Here is a 17,685-nt window from a genome sequence, read left to right on the forward strand (position 1 = left end):
TATATTGATTTCCTTACAAAAATTTGGAAACATGATTCCTGTCATTTTATCTTAAAAAAACGTAACCGGTTCAAAGCAATTTTTCAACCCTTAAAATCAATCAACACAATGATCACAATTGTTAAGTTTTTGGTGATGCTGGTCATCCAGCTTATCACTGTAATTTTTGTCTAATCCTTAAAACCAATCGATATGCTTACATTATTTGGAATACTGATCATACCTTTTGGAACTGCTATCCTGGTTGCCAATCAATCCAATAATTCTTTACTGGAATCTTTTATAGGCGCCGATTGGGCGAAGCAAACGATGAATAAACTTGGAGCTAATTATACCCCTGTGATTAGTTCCCGTGCATGCAGGACCTTTTTTTAGAAAACTTTAGCAATTGCCTTAGGCTTCAATTTGGCTGATTTGTCTATTTTACATTTTTATAACAAATCACACATGAATTGATGAAAAAAATAACAATTGTTTTGGCTGTCCTAGTTGGCTTGCAATCCTGCAAGCAGGAAGCCAAAAAAGAAGAATCCCCCAATCTTAGTGAAGAATTTGCCGAAGTCCTGAACAACTACTATGAAGATGGGCTGAAATTGAACCCAATCAACGCCACCACAGCTGGTGACCATCGGTATAACGATGTTTTCGCCAATGCGCTTTCAGATGAGTATACAGCGAAAGCCAAAGCACATTTTGAAGGTTACAAGGTAAAGCTAGCCAATTTCCCAATTGAAAACTTGACGGAAAGTGAGCAAATGAGCAAGGCCATTCTTGCTTGGGAATGTGATATCAATCTGAATGAGTTTAATCACAATGCCAACCTTACTCCCATTGACCAAATGTGGTCTCCCAATTTATTTATAGGACAACTGGCCAGCGGATCCAGTGCGCAGCCGTTCAATACAGTTGAGGACTATGAAAAATGGATGAAAAGAGTGGATGGATTCTTGGCATGGTTATCCAGCGCAGAAGACAAAATGCGCGAAGGAATGGAAAAGGGTCACGTTCTTCCCAAATCATTGATCAAAAAGGTTTTGCCACAGCTGGAATCCCAAACTGTTCAGGATTTGGATCAACATCTGTTTTACTCTCCTATCAAGAATTTCCCAGAAAGTTTCTCCGAAGAAGACAAGGCCAAACTAGTGGAGGCTTATCAGACTATGATCAAGGATAAAATTATTCCAGCATACGAAAAACTCCATGCCTTTATGGCCAATGAATATATGGATGCCGGTCGTGAATCCAGCGGTATTCAAGGAGAACCGGATGGTGATGCCTACTACGCCCATCAAATCAAAAAATACACTACTACCAATATGACCGCAGATGAAATCCATGAACTTGGATTGAACGAGGTGGCAAGGATTCGTTCCGAAATGGAAAAGATTAAGGAACAAGTAGGTTTTGAAGGAGATTTAAAGGCTTTTTTCGACTATGTGAGAAACAACAAAGAATTGATGCCCTTTACGGAACCAAAGCAGGTGATTGACAATTTCAACGCCATTCATGATCGAATGAAGCCACAAATAGAAAAACTATTCGATGTAAAACCCAAGACCCCCTTTGAGGTGCGCCGCACGGAAACCTTTAGGGAAAAATCAGCCAGTGCAGAGTACAACCCAGGATCCTTGGATGGTACCCGACCCGGAATTTTCTATACTCCCATTCCTGAAGTAACTAAATATAATGTGTATTCCGATGAATCCCTGTTCCTACATGAGGCCATTCCCGGACACCATTATCAAATTTCATTGACCCAGGAAAGTGATGTGTTACCCAAATTTAGAAAGCTATTGTGGTACAGTGGTTATGGTGAGGGTTGGGCGCTATACAGCGAATCTTTGGGAACCGAACTTGGTCTTTATACCGACCCTTATCAACTTTTTGGTATGTTAGGCGCCGAGATGCACCGGGCTATTCGGTTGGTAGTTGATACTGGATTGCATTCCAAAGGGTGGACCCGTGAGCAGGCCATCCAATATTCCTTGGACAACGAAGCAGAATCTGAAGCTTCCATTACTTCAGAAATTGAGCGTTACATGGCCAACCCAGGTCAGGCCCTTTCTTATAAGATTGGGCAGCTAAAAATTCGTGAGTTGCGCAAAAAAGCATCGGATGCTCTAGGAGATAAATTTGATATCCGACAATTCCATAATCAGGTGTTGGAAACTGGATGTGTTCCTTTGGCCCTGCTTGAGGATAAAATCAATACATGGATCAAGGAAAATAGTTAATTGTTAGATATGTTTTCCGGGGGTCGAGCAATCGGCCCCATTCCTTTTGTTTTCTGAACGTTAGCTCAGGTTGGTTATATTTGCACCACCAACACTTGAAGCGATGTTCTATAAAGTTCTGGCAAAAATCAACAAGGCTGTACTGCCGTCTTACACCAAAAAAGGGTTGGATCCGGCCAAAGCTTCCAAACTACAATTGGCCATCATTGGTTGGCGCTATTTTGTAACCACAAGGGCACTGGATTAATATTTCAACAAGGATTTAATCGGGTAGCCGTTCAGTTTTTCCGAGCCATTTAAAAAACTTAGTTCAATTAAGAAATTGCACTGAACCACTTCGCCACCCAATTGTTCTACCAGCTTGCATACTGCTTCTGCCGTTCCTCCGGTGGCCAGCACATCATCATGAATTAGAACTTTTTCACCTTCACTTATAGCATCCATATGGATTTCCAACACATCCTCGCCATATTCCAGGGAATAAGCCTCCCCAATGGTTTTATGGGGCAACTTACCCTTCTTTCGTACCGGAACAAACCCTGCTCCGAGCTTGGAAGCCAGCATGGGTGCAAAGATGAACCCTCGACTATCAACACCCACCACCTTATCAATGGGCAAGCCTTGAAGCATTGACAGCAGGGACTCGCAGGCTCTGTTCAGCGCCTTGGGATTATTTAAAAGTGGTGTGATGTCTTTGAAGGTAACCCCGGGTTTTGGAAAGTCTTCAACGTCACGGATATAGGATTCAAAATCCATAAATTTTTGATTACTTGGTTTTGTCGTAAATTTAAAAAGAAATATATTTGCACCCCATTAAAAAGGCCTCGTGGCGCAACTGAATAGCGCATCTGATTACGGCTCAGAAGGTTGCAGGTTTGAATCCTGCCGAGGTCACGAATAAATCGAAAAGCAAGCAAAATCTTAAAGCTTGCTTTTTTGATTTTCAGCGCGTAGCGCTAAGGAAAACTACAGATAATCCTGCCGAGGTCGCTAGGAGAAAATTCCAAATGTACTCACCATAGCAGTTTTTAGGTTTCGAAATCCCTTAGACATGAGCAAATTTAGAAGCAAGAATAAAGAATATTTTATGATTATTCACCACAACTTTCTGCGGATGGAATTAGTTCTAAAGTTGGAATGAACTAATTTTTTCAACTCGCTATTCGCCATCGTACACCATATTGGACAAGGTACACAATCTACAAGGGGGCCATTACTTGCCACATTAAACTGACCCTTAAACCAAGTGCAAACAAAATCAATACTTTCATTTACCTTTTCACTGTAACTATCAAGATGTTAATCAGGTACTGAATTCACAAAAAATCCTCCTGGTAATATATGTCTTACAAATTGAGAAGCTTTGACCATTTTATCGAACTTTTGCTATTCACATAATGCCATAGGATGCACATAATCCATCCCCTATCTTTGCAGATGGTGCTTTGCTAATGGTGAATTCATTGAACAAACCTGTCCCACAAAGCATAGGTTTCCTATAATGGAACCAGAGCTGTATTGGTTTTGGGCTTAACGGCTACCCATATGACGGCCCGATGCTTCAGCTGATATTTTGGACGCACAATTGAACAATAATGTTGCTTGGGAGCATTGGTAAATCAATTGTCAATGCGACACCAAAAGAAGATATTAGATCTAAAAAAGTTCCTTTTGGTCAGAAAAGATTTGCATCTTTGAGATGATACGCAATGGAGATTTTTCTAAAAACTCAAAATGATACCATTGGTTTGTTCAAATTACATGAAAGTTTTTATTGAAAATATCTTCTCAATAAAATATGCTTGTCTATTGTTTTTTTTGTTGGCAATGCTGAATGAAGGCTTTGCCCAAAATCAAATCTCTTTTGAGCATATCTCCACTAAAGATGGCCTTTCACAAAGCGACGTCAATACCATTTATCAGGATGAGTTCGGGTTTATGTGGTTTGGCACCCATGATGGACTCAACAAGTATGATGGATATGGATTTACTGTGTACAATCCCGATCATGAAAAACAAAGCAGTATCAACAGTAATTTGATTTTTGATATTGTAGGAGATGATGATGGAAATCTTTGGATTGCTACAACGGGGAGAGGCATTAATTTTTTCAATGCGGCGACTGGCAAATTCACCCATTATGTGCACGATGAAGAGGACCCCTCCAGCTTGGTCAATAACCATGTCACGGTAATATTTAAAGATAGTAAGAAAAGATTGTGGATTGGAACCCAACAGGGTCTTGATATGCTCGATCTTAGTTCATCTTCTGAAAAATTGGAGTTCCAACATTTTAGTTCCGAACAGGAACCTTTTGTCTCTGGTTGGGACGGCACTTCCATATTTACAATTTATGAGGATAAAAAGGGCCAATTGCTGGTAGGTGGCACATCCGGGCTGTTCAAACTTAATAAAGATACCAATGGTAAAGATTACTTTGGTAATATCAACAAAAATCTTGGCTTACCTGACGTGAATGTTAGAGGTATAGCAGAGGACTCTACTGGACGTCTTTTTGTTGCTACCAATACTGGTTTGTATAGTCATATTAAGGGCAGCGGGAAAACCATGCAAAAGTGGTATGATGGATATTTCTCAGTTCTGTTGATTGATAAGAATAATCGTTTATGGGCAGGATCAAATGATGGTTTATACTTGTTTGAGAATACTTCTCAAGCAACTTTTCCTAAGTTTTTAAACCGGTTTGTTTATGATTCTCGAAATCCTAACAGCCTTAGCAAAAATATTGTGAGGTCCCTTTATGAGGATGATACCGGTATTATTTGGATTGGAACCAATGGGGGTGGCATAAACACCTATGATCCTGATAGAAAGCAATTTAAACACATAAGAAATACATCTGCCCCCAATAGTCTTAGTTATGACAAAATAAGAGCTATGTTCGAAGACAGCAATGGTACCTTATGGATTGGTACCGAAGGTGGTGGTTTGAATATGCTTGATCAAAAGGACGACAATGGTTCATATAGCTCTTTTAAGCATTTTAGTTCCATCTCGAGAATATTTGCCCTCACGGAGGTTAGAATAGGCGATAAAAAAAAGTTGTTTATCGGGACCGAGGGCACACCCAGCTTGTTTCAATTGGATATTACGGATCCAAAAAAAACTTCAGAAAAAGAGTTGGTTACAGAAGAGCTAAGACATAGTGTTTTTAGTTTGTTGACCGACACTCAAGAAAACATCTGGATTGGCACCTATGGTTCAGGGGTACATAGGTGGATGAAGACAGATATGCCCAACCAATATATAAAAGACACCTTCGCATTTTATCCAGGCGTCATCAATTCAGTGCCCAGCAACATTATCAGAAATATATTTGAAGATAGTGTGGGAAACATTTGGCTGGGTACTGCCAATGGACTTTGCAAGATACCTGCAAAGGAACGCTATAAAAAGGCACCAAAAATTTTGGTCTATAAGAATGACCCCAAGTATCCCGGCTCATTAAGTCATAATTATATTCTGTCTTTATATGAAAGTACTTCAGGTGATTTATGGGTAGGCACTTTTGGAGGAGGCCTTAACAAGCTAGTATCTTCAAATGACAACAATTTAAACACTTTTGTTTCCTATTCAGAGCGCGATGGGTTGCCCAACAATGTGATCAAAGGTATTTTAGAAGATGCAACAGGTAATTTATGGTTATCAACCAACCAAGGTCTTTCAAAATTTGACCCTAAGAGGAAAACATTCAAAAACTATAGTTCCAGTGATGGACTGCAAAATAATGAATTTCAAGAGCTTGCTTGTGTAAAAAGAGCGGATGGTGAAATGCTTTTTGGAGGGATTAATGGTTTTAATGCCTTTTATCCAAATGAAATTAGTGACAATGAGTATCTGGCCCAGACCGTAATCACCAACTTATTGATATCGAACAAAACCGTTGGTATAGGTGAGAAAATAAAAGGAAGGGTAATATTAGAGAAGAACATCAACAAGACTGAGGAAATACAATTAAAGTATAGAGAAAATAGTTTTTCATTTGAATTTGCTGCATTGCATTATTCGGCCCCTTCTAAAAACCAATTCGCGTATCGGTTAGAAGGATTTGATTCTGATTGGACCTTAACTTCTTCGAAAAAACGCTTTGCCACCTACACCAATCTAGAACCGGGCAGCTATACATTTAAGGTAAAGGCCTCCAATAATGATGGTCTTTGGAGCGACACAGCTACCCAACTTAAGGTTAATATCATACCTCCTTTTTGGCGCACAACAATGGCCTATATAATTTATGTTCTTTTATTACTTGGCCTTCTATGGCTTTTTTGGAGGTATACCTTCATTCGAACTTCTGAAAAGCACCAATTGGAATTGGAACATCTTGAAAAAGAAAGGTCGGAACAACTGCAGAAGATGAAACTTGAATTTTTCACTAATATATCGCATGAATTTCGCACCCCCTTGACCCTAATAAAGGGGCCTTTGGAGTATCTACAAAAAAATGTGGGAACCATGAATCAGGCGTCCTTAAAGGAACAGCTAGGTATCATGCAAAAAAACACCTCTTACTTATTACGGTTGGTTGGTCAATTACTGGATTTTAGAAAGTTGAACCAAGGTAAAATGAGATTGGTCATGCGCAACAGTAATGTAAGTACGTTCATCAAAGAGGTTGGTGAGCCTTTTCAATTTATTGCTAGTAAACAATCTTTGGACTTTAAAATAGAATCCTCTAATGAAAACCTTATGGCTTGGTTTGACCACCAAGCTTTAGAAAAAATCATAAACAATTTATTGTCCAATGCCTTTAAGTTTACCAAGTCCGGAGATACCATTAAGATAAAGATTTCTGAAAAGACCGAGGAAGGGAGTGATTTGGTAGTTGTTAAAGTCAAAGACTCTGGAATGGGCATACCGAAAAATAAAATTTCCAATATTTTCGAAAGATTTCATTCAGGAAAGGACAATTCTAAAATGAATCCTGAAGGTATGGGGATTGGGCTGGCTTTCACAAAAAATTTGATAGAATTGCATCAGGGGTCTATAGATGTAATTAGCGAACCCAATAAGGGCACAACTTTTACGGTAAAGCTTCCAAAAGACAGGAGGGCCTACCAGGATATAAAAGAAATTACTTGTAAGGAGGTCTCAGATAATGACTTTCTCGTACGAACTTCTGAAACTGAATCGTTTGCAATTGGTCTCAACGACGATTTAATAGATCAAAGCCTTCATAATGAAAGGTCAAACTTACCTGTCTTGCTTTTAGTTGATGATAACCCGGACATTCGTGCGTTCATTAAACAGGTTTTAGCAAAGAGCTATACCATCTTTGAGGCAGAAAATGGAAAGCAAGGTCTCGATATCGCCAACAAAATTGTGCCCAACGTAGTTATTTGCGATATTTTAATGCCTGTTATGGATGGTATTGAATTCTGTCAAAAGATGAAGTCACGTACAGAAACAAGTCACATTCCAATTATAATACTAACGGCCAAGTCGTCTCAAGAAAGCGAATTACAGGGTCTTCAATTGGGAGTAGACGAATACCTCAGAAAACCTTTTGGATTTGAAGTCTTGGAACTCAAACTTTCAAATATTGTTAAACGTCGTGAGCAGTTAAGAAAAAAATTCAACAGGGAAATTGCTTTGACTCCTAGTGAAGTTACCGTAACAACAATGGATGAACGTTTCTTGGGACAGGCCATCGATATTGTTGAACAAAATATGATGAATACCGATTTTAATGTGGAAATGCTGGTGCGTGAAATGGGGCTTAGCAGAAGTAACCTTTATCTAAAATTCAAAGAACTAACGGGACTTTCTTCGAGTGGGTTCATCAGAAACGTTCGGTTAAAGCGTGCAGTACAATTATTCGATACCAGTGATTTATCAGTAAAAGAAATAATGTATATGACCGGGTTTAACACAGCTTCTTACTTCTCAAAATGTTTCAAAAAACAGTTTGGGATAGTACCTAGTGAATATGTTCGGCAAACAGGCCCCAAAACCAAACCAATGCCCCGCTAAAAATTCGTGAAATGAAACGAGCAAAAAAAACATTGATCTCTATCCTAGGAATACTCCTGTTTTTGACAACTATTGGTTGTGCAGAGCAACCCAAACAGCAACTGGGTTCAGCCACCCGACCTAACATTATCATAATTTTTACAGATGATCAAGGTTATGGCGATTTGGGCTACCATGGTAATCCATGGATAAAAACACCAAATCTGGATGCATTTGCCAAGCAATCCCTAGAATTAACTAATTTTCATGTTGGTACCACTTGCACTCCCAGTCGTGCAGGATTGATGACCGGGCGTAATGCCAATCGAAACAATGCCTGGCACACCATCGCCGGTTGTTCCATACTTAATCAAGATGAAGAAACCATGCCCGAGGTATTCGCTAAAAATGGGTATGAGACTGCTATGTTCGGCAAGTGGCACCTTGGAGACAACTACCCCTTCAGACCATTTGACCGCGGTTTCAAATATTCGTTTTATCACGGTGGTGGTGGGGTAAATCAAACCCCGGATTACTGGAATAACAACTACTTCAATGACACTTATTTTCGAAATGGGGAAGCCGAAAAAACAGAGGGTTATTGCACGGATGTTTGGTTTAAGGAGGGATTAAAATTTTTAGATCAAAAACGAGATTCTCCGTTTTTAATGTATCTCTCACTTAACGCAGCCCATGGCCCATTTAATGTACCTCAAGAGTATGCAGAAATGTACAATTCAGCACCCTTGACCGAGATTCAGAAAAGGTTTTATGGTATGATTACCAATATTGATGACAATTTCGGTAGGCTTATTTCCTATCTCAAAAGAAAGAATCTTTTTGACAATACAATTGTCATATTTACTACCGATAACGGAACTGCCGGAGGCATAAAAACACAAAAAGATGGTACTGTTTTGGGTTATAACGCGGGATTGCGAGGCGTTAAAGGCAGTCATTACGAAGGCGGGCATAAAGTTCCCTTTTTTATGAGTTGGCCAAAGGGTAACCTTATCCAAGAAACTTCGAATAACGAACTGGTGGCCCATGTAGACCTTTTGCCCACACTTGCCGAACTTACAGGAATAACTTATCAACCTAAAAAACCCTTAGATGGCACTAGTGTTGCCAAAATTATTAAAGGCGAACAAAGCACTATAGACCGTATGTTAGTGGTAGATACCCAAAGAGGGCAATGGCCGGTAAAGGGAAAAAACAGTTGCGTAATGAAAGGGCCTTGGCGTTTAATCGATGGCGCCGAACTTTATAATATCCATGATGATCCAGGTCAGCAAAACGACGTTGCAAAAGAACATCCAGAAATGGTTTCCAATATGCAAGCCTTTTACAATTCGTGGTGGACAAGCATTGAGCCTGATATGAATTATGCTGAGATTCCATTAGGCCACGATCAGGCCAACCCTGTATTATTGACCATTCATGATTTACATACTACAGACCCCTTGCCGTGGAATCAAGTACAAATTAGAAATGGGAAAGCTGCCCCAAAAGGGTTTTACAGCATCAATGTTGTCGAAGGTGGCACTTATCAATTTAAACTATATCGTTACCCGCCTGATTCGGGACTACCAATGAATGCTTCGGCAAAAGAAAAAGCAGGTAGTGCCTTTGTTGATAACCTGCCCAAAGGTTTAGGCATTAGTCCAACACATGCTAAGGTAAATGTAGGGTCGGTACTATTACAAGCCAAGGTAGCTGAAGAACAAAGCTATGCCGTTTTGGTTGGCCAGCTTTCCAAAGGTAGCCATGAACTGTCAAGTAGTTTCTTGGTAGAAAAAGGTCAAGAAATTCCTGCATACTATACAGAAATAGAAAAATTGGACTGACGTCTAGTTTGAAAAAATTAGGTATTGTATTAGCTTTTGCATTATTAACCTGTAATGCAGGCAAAAATAAGATCTCCTAAAGTCCAACCTCAGCTAAGTTATTACAAGGCAATTTGTTATGGATATATCAAAGTGCAAAGCTTAAAACACAAGGACAGATATGAACTTGTTGCATACCTCAATATTGACCAAATTCTATTGAATGAAATGAGGGAAAATCCCGGGGCAATAAACTTTTAGTTAGAAGACCCCAATTGCAAGGGTAAGGTTAAAAACCAAAGTAACTTCAATAAGAAACGTCCCATTGGAGCTCGAAATCGACGTTGTAAACCGAGAAGGAAGTATTATAGCTGAAACACTTTCTCCAATGCTATCCATTTCTCGCCTTCCTTGGCCCATGGTAAACCTTGTTGATACTTCCACATTAAGGCTTCCCATTCTTGAACATGTGGATTAGCGGCATCCATTTCGGCCTTTTTCTGTGGATCAAAGGTTTCATCAACATCCATAATCATAAACATGCGATTACCCGTCAAATAAATCTGCATATCTACAATACCGGCATCTTTAATGCTTTGCGTTATTTCTGGTCTGGCATTACCCTTAGCATGATAGTTCTTGTATTCCTCGATAAGTTTTGGGTCATCTTTCAGATCGCAAGAAAAACAGTGTCGAATAGTTTTAATCATAATGGAATTATTTCTTTTGATAGACCTGGTATACTTTCTTTCCATACAGCGCCACCACTAATAGACAAATTAAGGAAAGTACAAACGAGAATCTCATTTCAGAAACTCCAAGAAAATCAACATCTTGATACCCTACACCTCCAAAATCCAGCATGTACCCCTGCAAGTATGGTAAAAGTGCGCCTCCAACTATGGCCATTACCAAAAAGGCAGCGCCGAATTTTGCGTCTTCCCCCTGTCCTTCTAGCGCTATTCCGTAAATGGTTGGAAACATTATCGACATGAAAAGTGATGTAGCAATTAGCGAATAGATTCCTAACATACCCGGTAAAAAAATAGCTCCCAAAAGGGTTAACATTCCTCCAAAACCGAAAAGCATCAATAATTTCCCAGCGGGTATTTTCGTCATTAATGCGGTACCTAGTGTTCTTCCAACCAAAAAAACAATATACCCGGCCAAACCGTAATAAACCGCAGATTTTGCATCAATACTTAAGGTTTCGGCATATTGGTAAACATACGTCCAACACATAATTTGGGCTCCTACATAAAATGCCTGTGCTACCACACCAAACGCAAATTTAGGTTTGCTCCATAATCTCTTGACAGAGTCTAAAAAATTCACAGTGGCCTCTTGATGCTTATTCTGCGGCATTTTTACCAAAGTAATCAAAACAAAAAATAACAAAACAACAAGGCCTAAAATAACATATGGGTTTCTAATGATTTCAAGGTCAGAAGTTCTAATTGCGCCTTTTGCCATTTCAGATAGCGAATCGTAGATAGGGATACCATCCGCGGTAGTATCATCTGATTGCAATGCACCTAGGACAAAATTCTGGGCAATTAGCAGTCCTAAAATAGAACCCATTGGATTAAACATTTGAGCAAAATTTAAACGCTGTGTTGCCGTTTCTTCAGCACCCATGGATAGTATATATGGGTTAGAAGTGGTCTCCAAAAAGGCTAACCCAAATGTTAGAATGTAAAGGGCTGCCAAAAAGAATCCATAGCTTTCGTTTGCTGCTGCAGGATAGAATAACAAAGCACCCGTGGCATACAGCGCCAACCCTAATAAAACCCCTTTTTTATATGAGAATTTATTCACGAATAGGGCGGCTGGTATGGCCATCGTAAAATAGCCTCCATAAAATGCCAACTGAACTAGCGAGGCTTGGGTATTACTTAGTTCCAGCACTTTTTGGAAACCTCTCACCATTGGGTTGGTCATGTCATTTGCCAGTCCCCACAATGCAAACAGGGAGGTAATTAATATGAAGGGAATAAGTACTGCTTTTGAAACTACGGGTATTTTATTGTTTTCTGCCATTGGATGGTTTGTTTGGTCATTATTCGTCCGTTAAAAGCGAACGATCCAAATGCACATAGCCACCGTCCACAAAAATAAATTGACCTGTAGTGTGTGATGATCTGTCCGAAATTGTGAATAGACAGGCATTTGCTATTTCGTCAGTGCTGGTCATACGATTCTCCAACGGAATTTTTTCTATGATGGATTTTAACTTTTCTTCACCATTTGGCAAAGTCCTAATCCACGTGTCATATGAAGGTGTCCAGCTTTCGGCTATGATTATGGCATTGGAACGTATACCGTAATGTATCAGATCTACCGCCCACTCCCTGGTCAACCCTAAAACCCCGCCTTTAGATGCTGCGTAGCCAGAAGTTCTTCCTTGTCCCGTAAGAGCTACTTTTGATCCGATGTTTAAAATATTGCCTTTGGATGTTATTAGGAAGGGAAGTGCGTATTTTACGATCATAAAATAGCTCACCATATTCAGTTTCAGTGAGTTCATGAATTCTTCGTAAGAACCATCCAAGCCAACTCCGTCGTTTACGCCCACATTATTGATTACAACATCAATTCGTCCATATTTTTTTGATATGGTATTTAGTGCCTTCTCAATTTGCTCCGGGTCGGTAACATCGGTCTGGCAAAAAACGGCGTCAACGCCCTTTTGTTGAAGTTTTTTCACATAATCGAAACCACGACTATTTCTATCAATGACCGCTGGTATTGCGCCTTCTTCTCCCAAGCGTTGCAGAATGGTCTCACCTATGCTGCCTTCTTTTCCTGCTGCTCCGCTGATAACGACTATTTTGCCTCTTAAGTTTAAATCCATATTCCATTCTTTTAATGCCCTGTTATCTTCAGTTATGAAATGTAATTTTCATTATTATCAAGGTTTATTACTTGGAAAAAAACCAACAAACAATAAAAGTTCATTGTATTTTTATCCATAACATCTTTCAAAATCTACATTATTTACTGATGCGGTCTGGGGTCATGTATCGTAATTTGCTTTAGGAATCATGCCTAACCACTCACAATTCGCATTCCCTTTCGCAACAAAATATTGTCTTGTGGACGCATTTGCAGAAACTGTTTCGAAGTCTAGTTTTTCCCTTAGTATTAATCAAAATCAACCAGTGCCTTGATTACCCCATTGGCTGGATCTAACCACCCATCAAAATTGGCAATCATTTCTGTATAGGTTGCTTTATGGGTAATAAAAGAATCCAACGGAAATTTACCTTCCTCCAAAACACTAATTACATTTTCAAAATCTTCAATCGTTGCATTACGACTACATAAAATACTAGTCTCTTTAGAGTGTATTTTTGGGTGAGAATACACGAGTTCACCTTTAGAAAGTCCAACTAATACATACCTGCCACCATGTGCCATATATTCTATTCCGGATTCTAATGCTCCTTTATGGCCTGTTGCATCAAATACCACATTTGCCAAATCCCCATCGGTAATATCAAAGACATGCTGTGCGGCATGATTTCCTCCCAAAACCACATATTCCACCCCTATGTTATTCTGGGCATAATCTAAACGTTGTTGATTCATATCGATTGCAATCACCTTACTTCCAGCTATTTGCGCTAACTTCATAATACCCAATCCAATAGGGCCACAACCAACAACCACAACCGTTTCTCCGGGTTTAAGGTTTGAACGACGAATAGCGTGTGCTCCAATAGCCAATGGCTCAACTATGGCCATTTGGTCATTGGTCAAATCACGGGCAGGTATCAATAAACTCACTGGTACAGCAATTCGTTGTTGCATGCCCCCATCGGTATGCACACCCAGCACTTGTAAATTTGAGCAGCAATTGGTTTTCCCATTTCGGCAGGCATTACAATTACCGCAATTTACATAGGGCATTACGATTACATTATCACCTGTTTTTATCCCTTGTTCGTTTTTATCAATTTCTACCACCTGAGTTGCTAACTCATGACCCAATATTCTTGGGTAGGTAAAAAAGGGTTGATTCCCCGCATAGGCATGTAGGTCCGTACCACAGATTCCGACCTTTTTTACTTCTAAAATGGCCTCAGTCGAACTTCTTGTCGGTTCTTTTTTTTCTTTGAGGATAAACTGGCCAGGGCTTTCGCAAACAATATATTTCATTAAAATTGATTAAAGACTCTTAGAAAGATAAGCCACTAAGGCATACCTGCTCCTTGATACCACCTACTTAAACGAATTAGTTTTTTTAATTATCACAGGGAAATTTCCAATACGTGGGCATAATCTCCTGATTTGCCACTTAGACCTTTAACGGAAAGCCCAGCAGCGGTTTGCTCAAAAGCTATGGGAGCATCACTACCTAAAAGACGTATACTTTTTATTGTAAGGTCTTTTGCAAATTCGCTATCGCTACCCAAAGATTTGATGGTTATCCTATTGTTTTTTGGCCAGGCCAACATGGTGGCATAAAGCTTATTACCTTTCTTAGTAAAACGAATGTCCTCTCCTGTAAATTCTGTATTCTGGCTTTCAGAATGATGCCCTTTTTTAACTTCAGTGGGCCCTTCACCAAATGTTCTCCAGTACCGTGTACCGTATATTGCTTCGCCGTTTACGGCTAACCAATCTCCTATCTGTAAAAGAATTTTCGCCTGATCTTCCGGTATGGTACCATCGGCCTTAGGGCCAACATTCAGCAATAAATTCCCGTTTTTAGAAACAATATCCACCAAATCATCTATTAGTTGATTGGCCGTTTTGGAGTCCCAGTCCGTTACATACGACCAAGAGTTTTTGCCAATGGAAGTATCAGTCTGCCAGGGCAATTTTCGAATACCTGGTAGTTTTCCTCGTTCTAAATCATAAATTACAGTTCCTTCTGGGAAAGCTTCATGCCCAAAATTCTTATCGTTGATGATTACTTCCTTATCCCATTCTGCTCCTTTATTATAATAATAAGCCGCCAGTTTAGGTCTTAAATCGGCAAAATCATCGATATCAACATAAAAATCAAAATATAAGATATCAGGTTGGTAGTTATCTATTAGGTCTATGGTTCTGTTCCACCAGCGTTTCTTGAATTTTTCCGATACCGGCTCTGTTAGATCTTTACCCTTGCTTGAATACAAATCTGCGTATTCGGGATCCATCGTATCAAACTTTTCCTTTTTATTATAAAAGGACCAGTTAAATGCAAAATGTGTTGATGCTCCCATTTTAAGTCCTTGCTTTCGGCCTTCTTCAAAAAGTTCGCCTAACACATCTCTTCCGGGCCCCATATCAAAAGAATTCCATCTTGTGGTATTTGACTTATACATTGCGAACCCGTCATGGTGATCCGCCACAGGAACAACATATCGTGCTCCGGATTTTTTGAAAAGGTCAACCCACGCTTTGGCTTCGAACTTTTCAGCCTTGAACATCGGTATGAAATCTTTGTAGCCAAAAATCTTTTGGTCGCCCCACTTCTCTTTATGATGCAAATAGGTATCATTAGGACCTTCTTTGCCCAATTGTAGTTGAGCGGAAAAAGTAGCTGTATCCATATACATTTGACGCGGATACCACTCTGAACCAAATGCTGGAACCGAATAGGCCCCCCAGTGTATAAAAATGCCGAATTTATCATCGCTGAACCACTCCGGATCTTTGTAGTTTGCTTTTATAGATTCCCAATTGGGTTGGATTTTTGGGATGGTATCAGTAGCAATTGCTACGGTACTCCCTGTTCTCTTGTCTGTCTTGCAGTTGCAAAGGAACAGAATTGCTAAAAGCAAAAAAATTGGATTTCTCATGGTCATAACATGGCATGTATTAATGGTTAAGGCACTATTTGCCGGAAGTCTAAATTCCCGTTTTTCGTCCCATTTGCCTACCAAAGATGTTCTAATGTATAGAACAAATGGTCATTTTACCTTGCTTTATTTTCCTCTGAAATAGGCTTTTTAATTCTTTTTAATGATTCATCTTAACGCATGACATCTTTAACATGAAAAGGTATTGTCCAATGGTCAAGGCAAAAAAATGTGATCAGAATTTTGTTAAGAATTCGGTTCGTTGCTTTTTACTATCACATATGATCAAACCTGCACCTGTAATGTTTTATCCGCTTCCATAAAAACAATCATTTCTTAATTTTAACTGGTATGTGAAAAGAGTTGTGACTAAGCCCATTTTTATTCGTATTCAACTTTTTCATTATAAAAATGTACAGAAGAATTTACTTCCTTTCTTGTAATTGACTATACCGCATGAAAGCAAACTTGAACCATTTTGTCGCGCAAATAATTGGTTTTTTAACCATCCTTCCATTAACTGGACAAGTAGAAAAACCAAATATCATTGTAATTCTAACCGATGATCAAGGCTGGGCCGATGTTGGTTTTAATGGAGCAACAGATATTCCCACGCCAAATTTAGATCGTTTGGCTGCTGAGGGTGTTATATTTTCCAACGGGTATGTATCCCACCCTTATTGCAGTCCTTCTAGGGCGGGATTGTTAACCGGTCGGTATCAAGCCCGTTTTGGGCATGATTGCAACATGCCCTATGATACTGAAAATGATGCTACCATTGGTACACCACTTTCCGAAAAAATGATTTCAGAGGCTTTAAAGGAACAAGGGTATCGAACAGGCGCAATCGGTAAATGGCATGTAGGTGACCACCCTGACCTGCATCCAACAAAACAAGGTTTTGACCATTGGTTTGGTTTTCCCGGTGGTGGAATGAACTATTGGGGAAAACCCAATGGTCCGTTACGGACAGTTTTTAGAAATGGAGCACCCGTAGCCCAAAACAAACTTCATTATCTCACTGATGATTTTACCAATGAGACCATCGATTTTATAAATAAAAATGACAACAGACCCTTTTTTATCTATCTCGCTTACAACGCACCGCATGCACCGGACCATGCTACTGAACAATACCTAAAAAACACCGAGCATATTGAATATGCAGGAAGAAGTATATATGCTGCCATGGTCAATGCCGTTGACGCAGGTGTTGGGAAAATTGATTCTACCTTGACTGCCAACGGAATTAAAGAAAATACGATTTTGGTTTTCTTGAGCGATAATGGCGGAAGAATGGAACATGCGGACAATAGACCCAATAGAGGGCATAAAGGCATGCTATTTGAAGGCGGAATTAAGGTGCCGTTCTTCATAACCTGGCCCAAGCATCTGAAAAAAGCAATGCGATATGAGAGTGTAGTTAGTTCACTTGACCTTTTTCCAACTTTTTTAGAAGCTGCCGGCACCGATCCTAAAACGGAGAAACAGCTCGATGGTACTAGTCTACTACCCTATTTATCTGGAGAAAACACAGCTAACCCGCATGAAAAATTGTTCTGGCGTTCAGTTGGCGGCTTTGAATATGCCGTTCGGGAGGGTAATTTCAAACTTTACAAAAGTGCTTATAAGGGTAAAAAAATGCTCTTTGATTTAAAGAATGACCCCTACGAACGTACCGATATTGCAGAAAGGCATCCAAATGTAATTGCTAAATTGGAAAAGGCCTACTTGGAATGGGATAGTAAAAACCTATCTCCCGGATGGCTAGACCCGCACCAAGAAAATGTGCTTAAAGAAGAGAAAAAATGGGAAAGTGATAGGGCAAAATCATTGAAATCTGAAGAGAAATAACAT

General features: G+C 39.6%; 11 protein-coding genes and 1 tRNA gene. 6 read left to right on the forward strand and 6 right to left on the reverse strand.

Annotated features, from left to right (window positions below):
• The first annotated feature begins 455 nt into the window (after positions 1 to 455).
• Positions 456 to 2,234, forward strand: coding sequence for a DUF885 domain-containing protein (locus FGG15_RS06990; protein WP_138834614.1), 1,779 nt, complete (start codon positions 456 to 458; stop codon positions 2,232 to 2,234).
• Between the two features lie 103 nt (positions 2,235 to 2,337).
• Positions 2,338 to 2,481 (forward strand): SsrA-binding protein, encoded by a 144-nt coding sequence (locus tag FGG15_RS06995; RefSeq protein WP_138834616.1) that lies wholly within the window; start codon positions 2,338 to 2,340, stop codon positions 2,479 to 2,481.
• On the opposite strand, the gene FGG15_RS07000 is transcribed toward FGG15_RS06995, so the two are convergent.
• Positions 2,478 to 2,990 carry an adenine phosphoribosyltransferase gene (locus tag FGG15_RS07000; RefSeq protein WP_138834618.1) on the reverse strand — a complete coding sequence of 171 codons (513 nt, stop codon included), beginning with the start codon at positions 2,988 to 2,990 and terminating at the stop codon, positions 2,478 to 2,480. The two genes, FGG15_RS06995 and FGG15_RS07000, sit on opposite strands and share 4 nt — an antisense overlap.
• Before the next feature lie 64 nt (positions 2,991 to 3,054).
• On the opposite strand from FGG15_RS07000, the gene FGG15_RS07005 reads away from it, so the two are divergent.
• From FGG15_RS07005 to FGG15_RS07015, 3 genes are all read left to right on the forward strand, one after another.
• Positions 3,055 to 3,128 (forward strand) — tRNA-Arg (locus FGG15_RS07005).
• Between the two features lie 867 nt (positions 3,129 to 3,995).
• Positions 3,996 to 8,228, forward strand: a complete 4,233-nt coding sequence (locus FGG15_RS07010) for a hybrid sensor histidine kinase/response regulator transcription factor (protein ID WP_138834620.1) — start codon at positions 3,996 to 3,998, stop codon at positions 8,226 to 8,228.
• An 11-nt stretch (positions 8,229 to 8,239) separates the two neighbouring features.
• A complete protein-coding gene (locus FGG15_RS07015) occupies positions 8,240 to 10,054 on the forward strand; it encodes an arylsulfatase (protein WP_138834622.1) in 1,815 nt (604 codons plus the stop codon).
• Between the two features lie 344 nt (positions 10,055 to 10,398).
• Here the strand turns inward: FGG15_RS07015 and FGG15_RS07020 are convergent, their stop codons facing one another.
• From FGG15_RS07020 to FGG15_RS07040, 5 genes are all read right to left on the reverse strand, one after another.
• The gene (locus FGG15_RS07020) at positions 10,399 to 10,743 is read right to left on the reverse strand and encodes an L-rhamnose mutarotase (RefSeq protein ID WP_417936019.1); all 345 of its coding nucleotides are present in this window, start codon (positions 10,741 to 10,743) and stop codon (positions 10,399 to 10,401) included.
• Between the two features lie 7 nt (positions 10,744 to 10,750).
• Complete coding sequence (gene fucP / locus FGG15_RS07025; RefSeq protein ID WP_138834624.1) at positions 10,751 to 12,073, reverse strand: L-fucose:H+ symporter permease; 1,323 nt, start codon at positions 12,071 to 12,073, stop codon at positions 10,751 to 10,753.
• A 19-nt stretch (positions 12,074 to 12,092) separates the two neighbouring features.
• Positions 12,093 to 12,887, reverse strand: coding sequence for an SDR family oxidoreductase (locus tag FGG15_RS07030; protein WP_138834626.1), 795 nt, complete (start codon positions 12,885 to 12,887; stop codon positions 12,093 to 12,095).
• 290 nt (positions 12,888 to 13,177) lie between these two features.
• Positions 13,178 to 14,194 (reverse strand): zinc-binding alcohol dehydrogenase family protein, encoded by a 1,017-nt coding sequence (locus FGG15_RS07035; RefSeq protein WP_138834628.1) that lies wholly within the window; start codon positions 14,192 to 14,194, stop codon positions 13,178 to 13,180.
• A 92-nt stretch (positions 14,195 to 14,286) separates the two neighbouring features.
• A complete protein-coding gene (locus FGG15_RS07040; protein ID WP_138834630.1) occupies positions 14,287 to 15,834 on the reverse strand; it encodes an alpha-L-fucosidase in 1,548 nt (515 codons plus the stop codon).
• Positions 15,835 to 16,284: 450 nt separating this feature from the next.
• On the opposite strand from FGG15_RS07040, the gene FGG15_RS07045 reads away from it, so the two are divergent.
• Positions 16,285 to 17,682 (forward strand): sulfatase-like hydrolase/transferase, encoded by a 1,398-nt coding sequence (locus tag FGG15_RS07045; RefSeq protein ID WP_138834632.1) that lies wholly within the window; start codon positions 16,285 to 16,287, stop codon positions 17,680 to 17,682.
• The last annotated feature ends 3 nt before the right edge of the window (positions 17,683 to 17,685 follow it).

The organism is Flagellimonas algicola, from assembly GCF_005937185.1.
GTDB lineage: Bacteria > Bacteroidota > Bacteroidia > Flavobacteriales > Flavobacteriaceae > Flagellimonas > Flagellimonas algicola.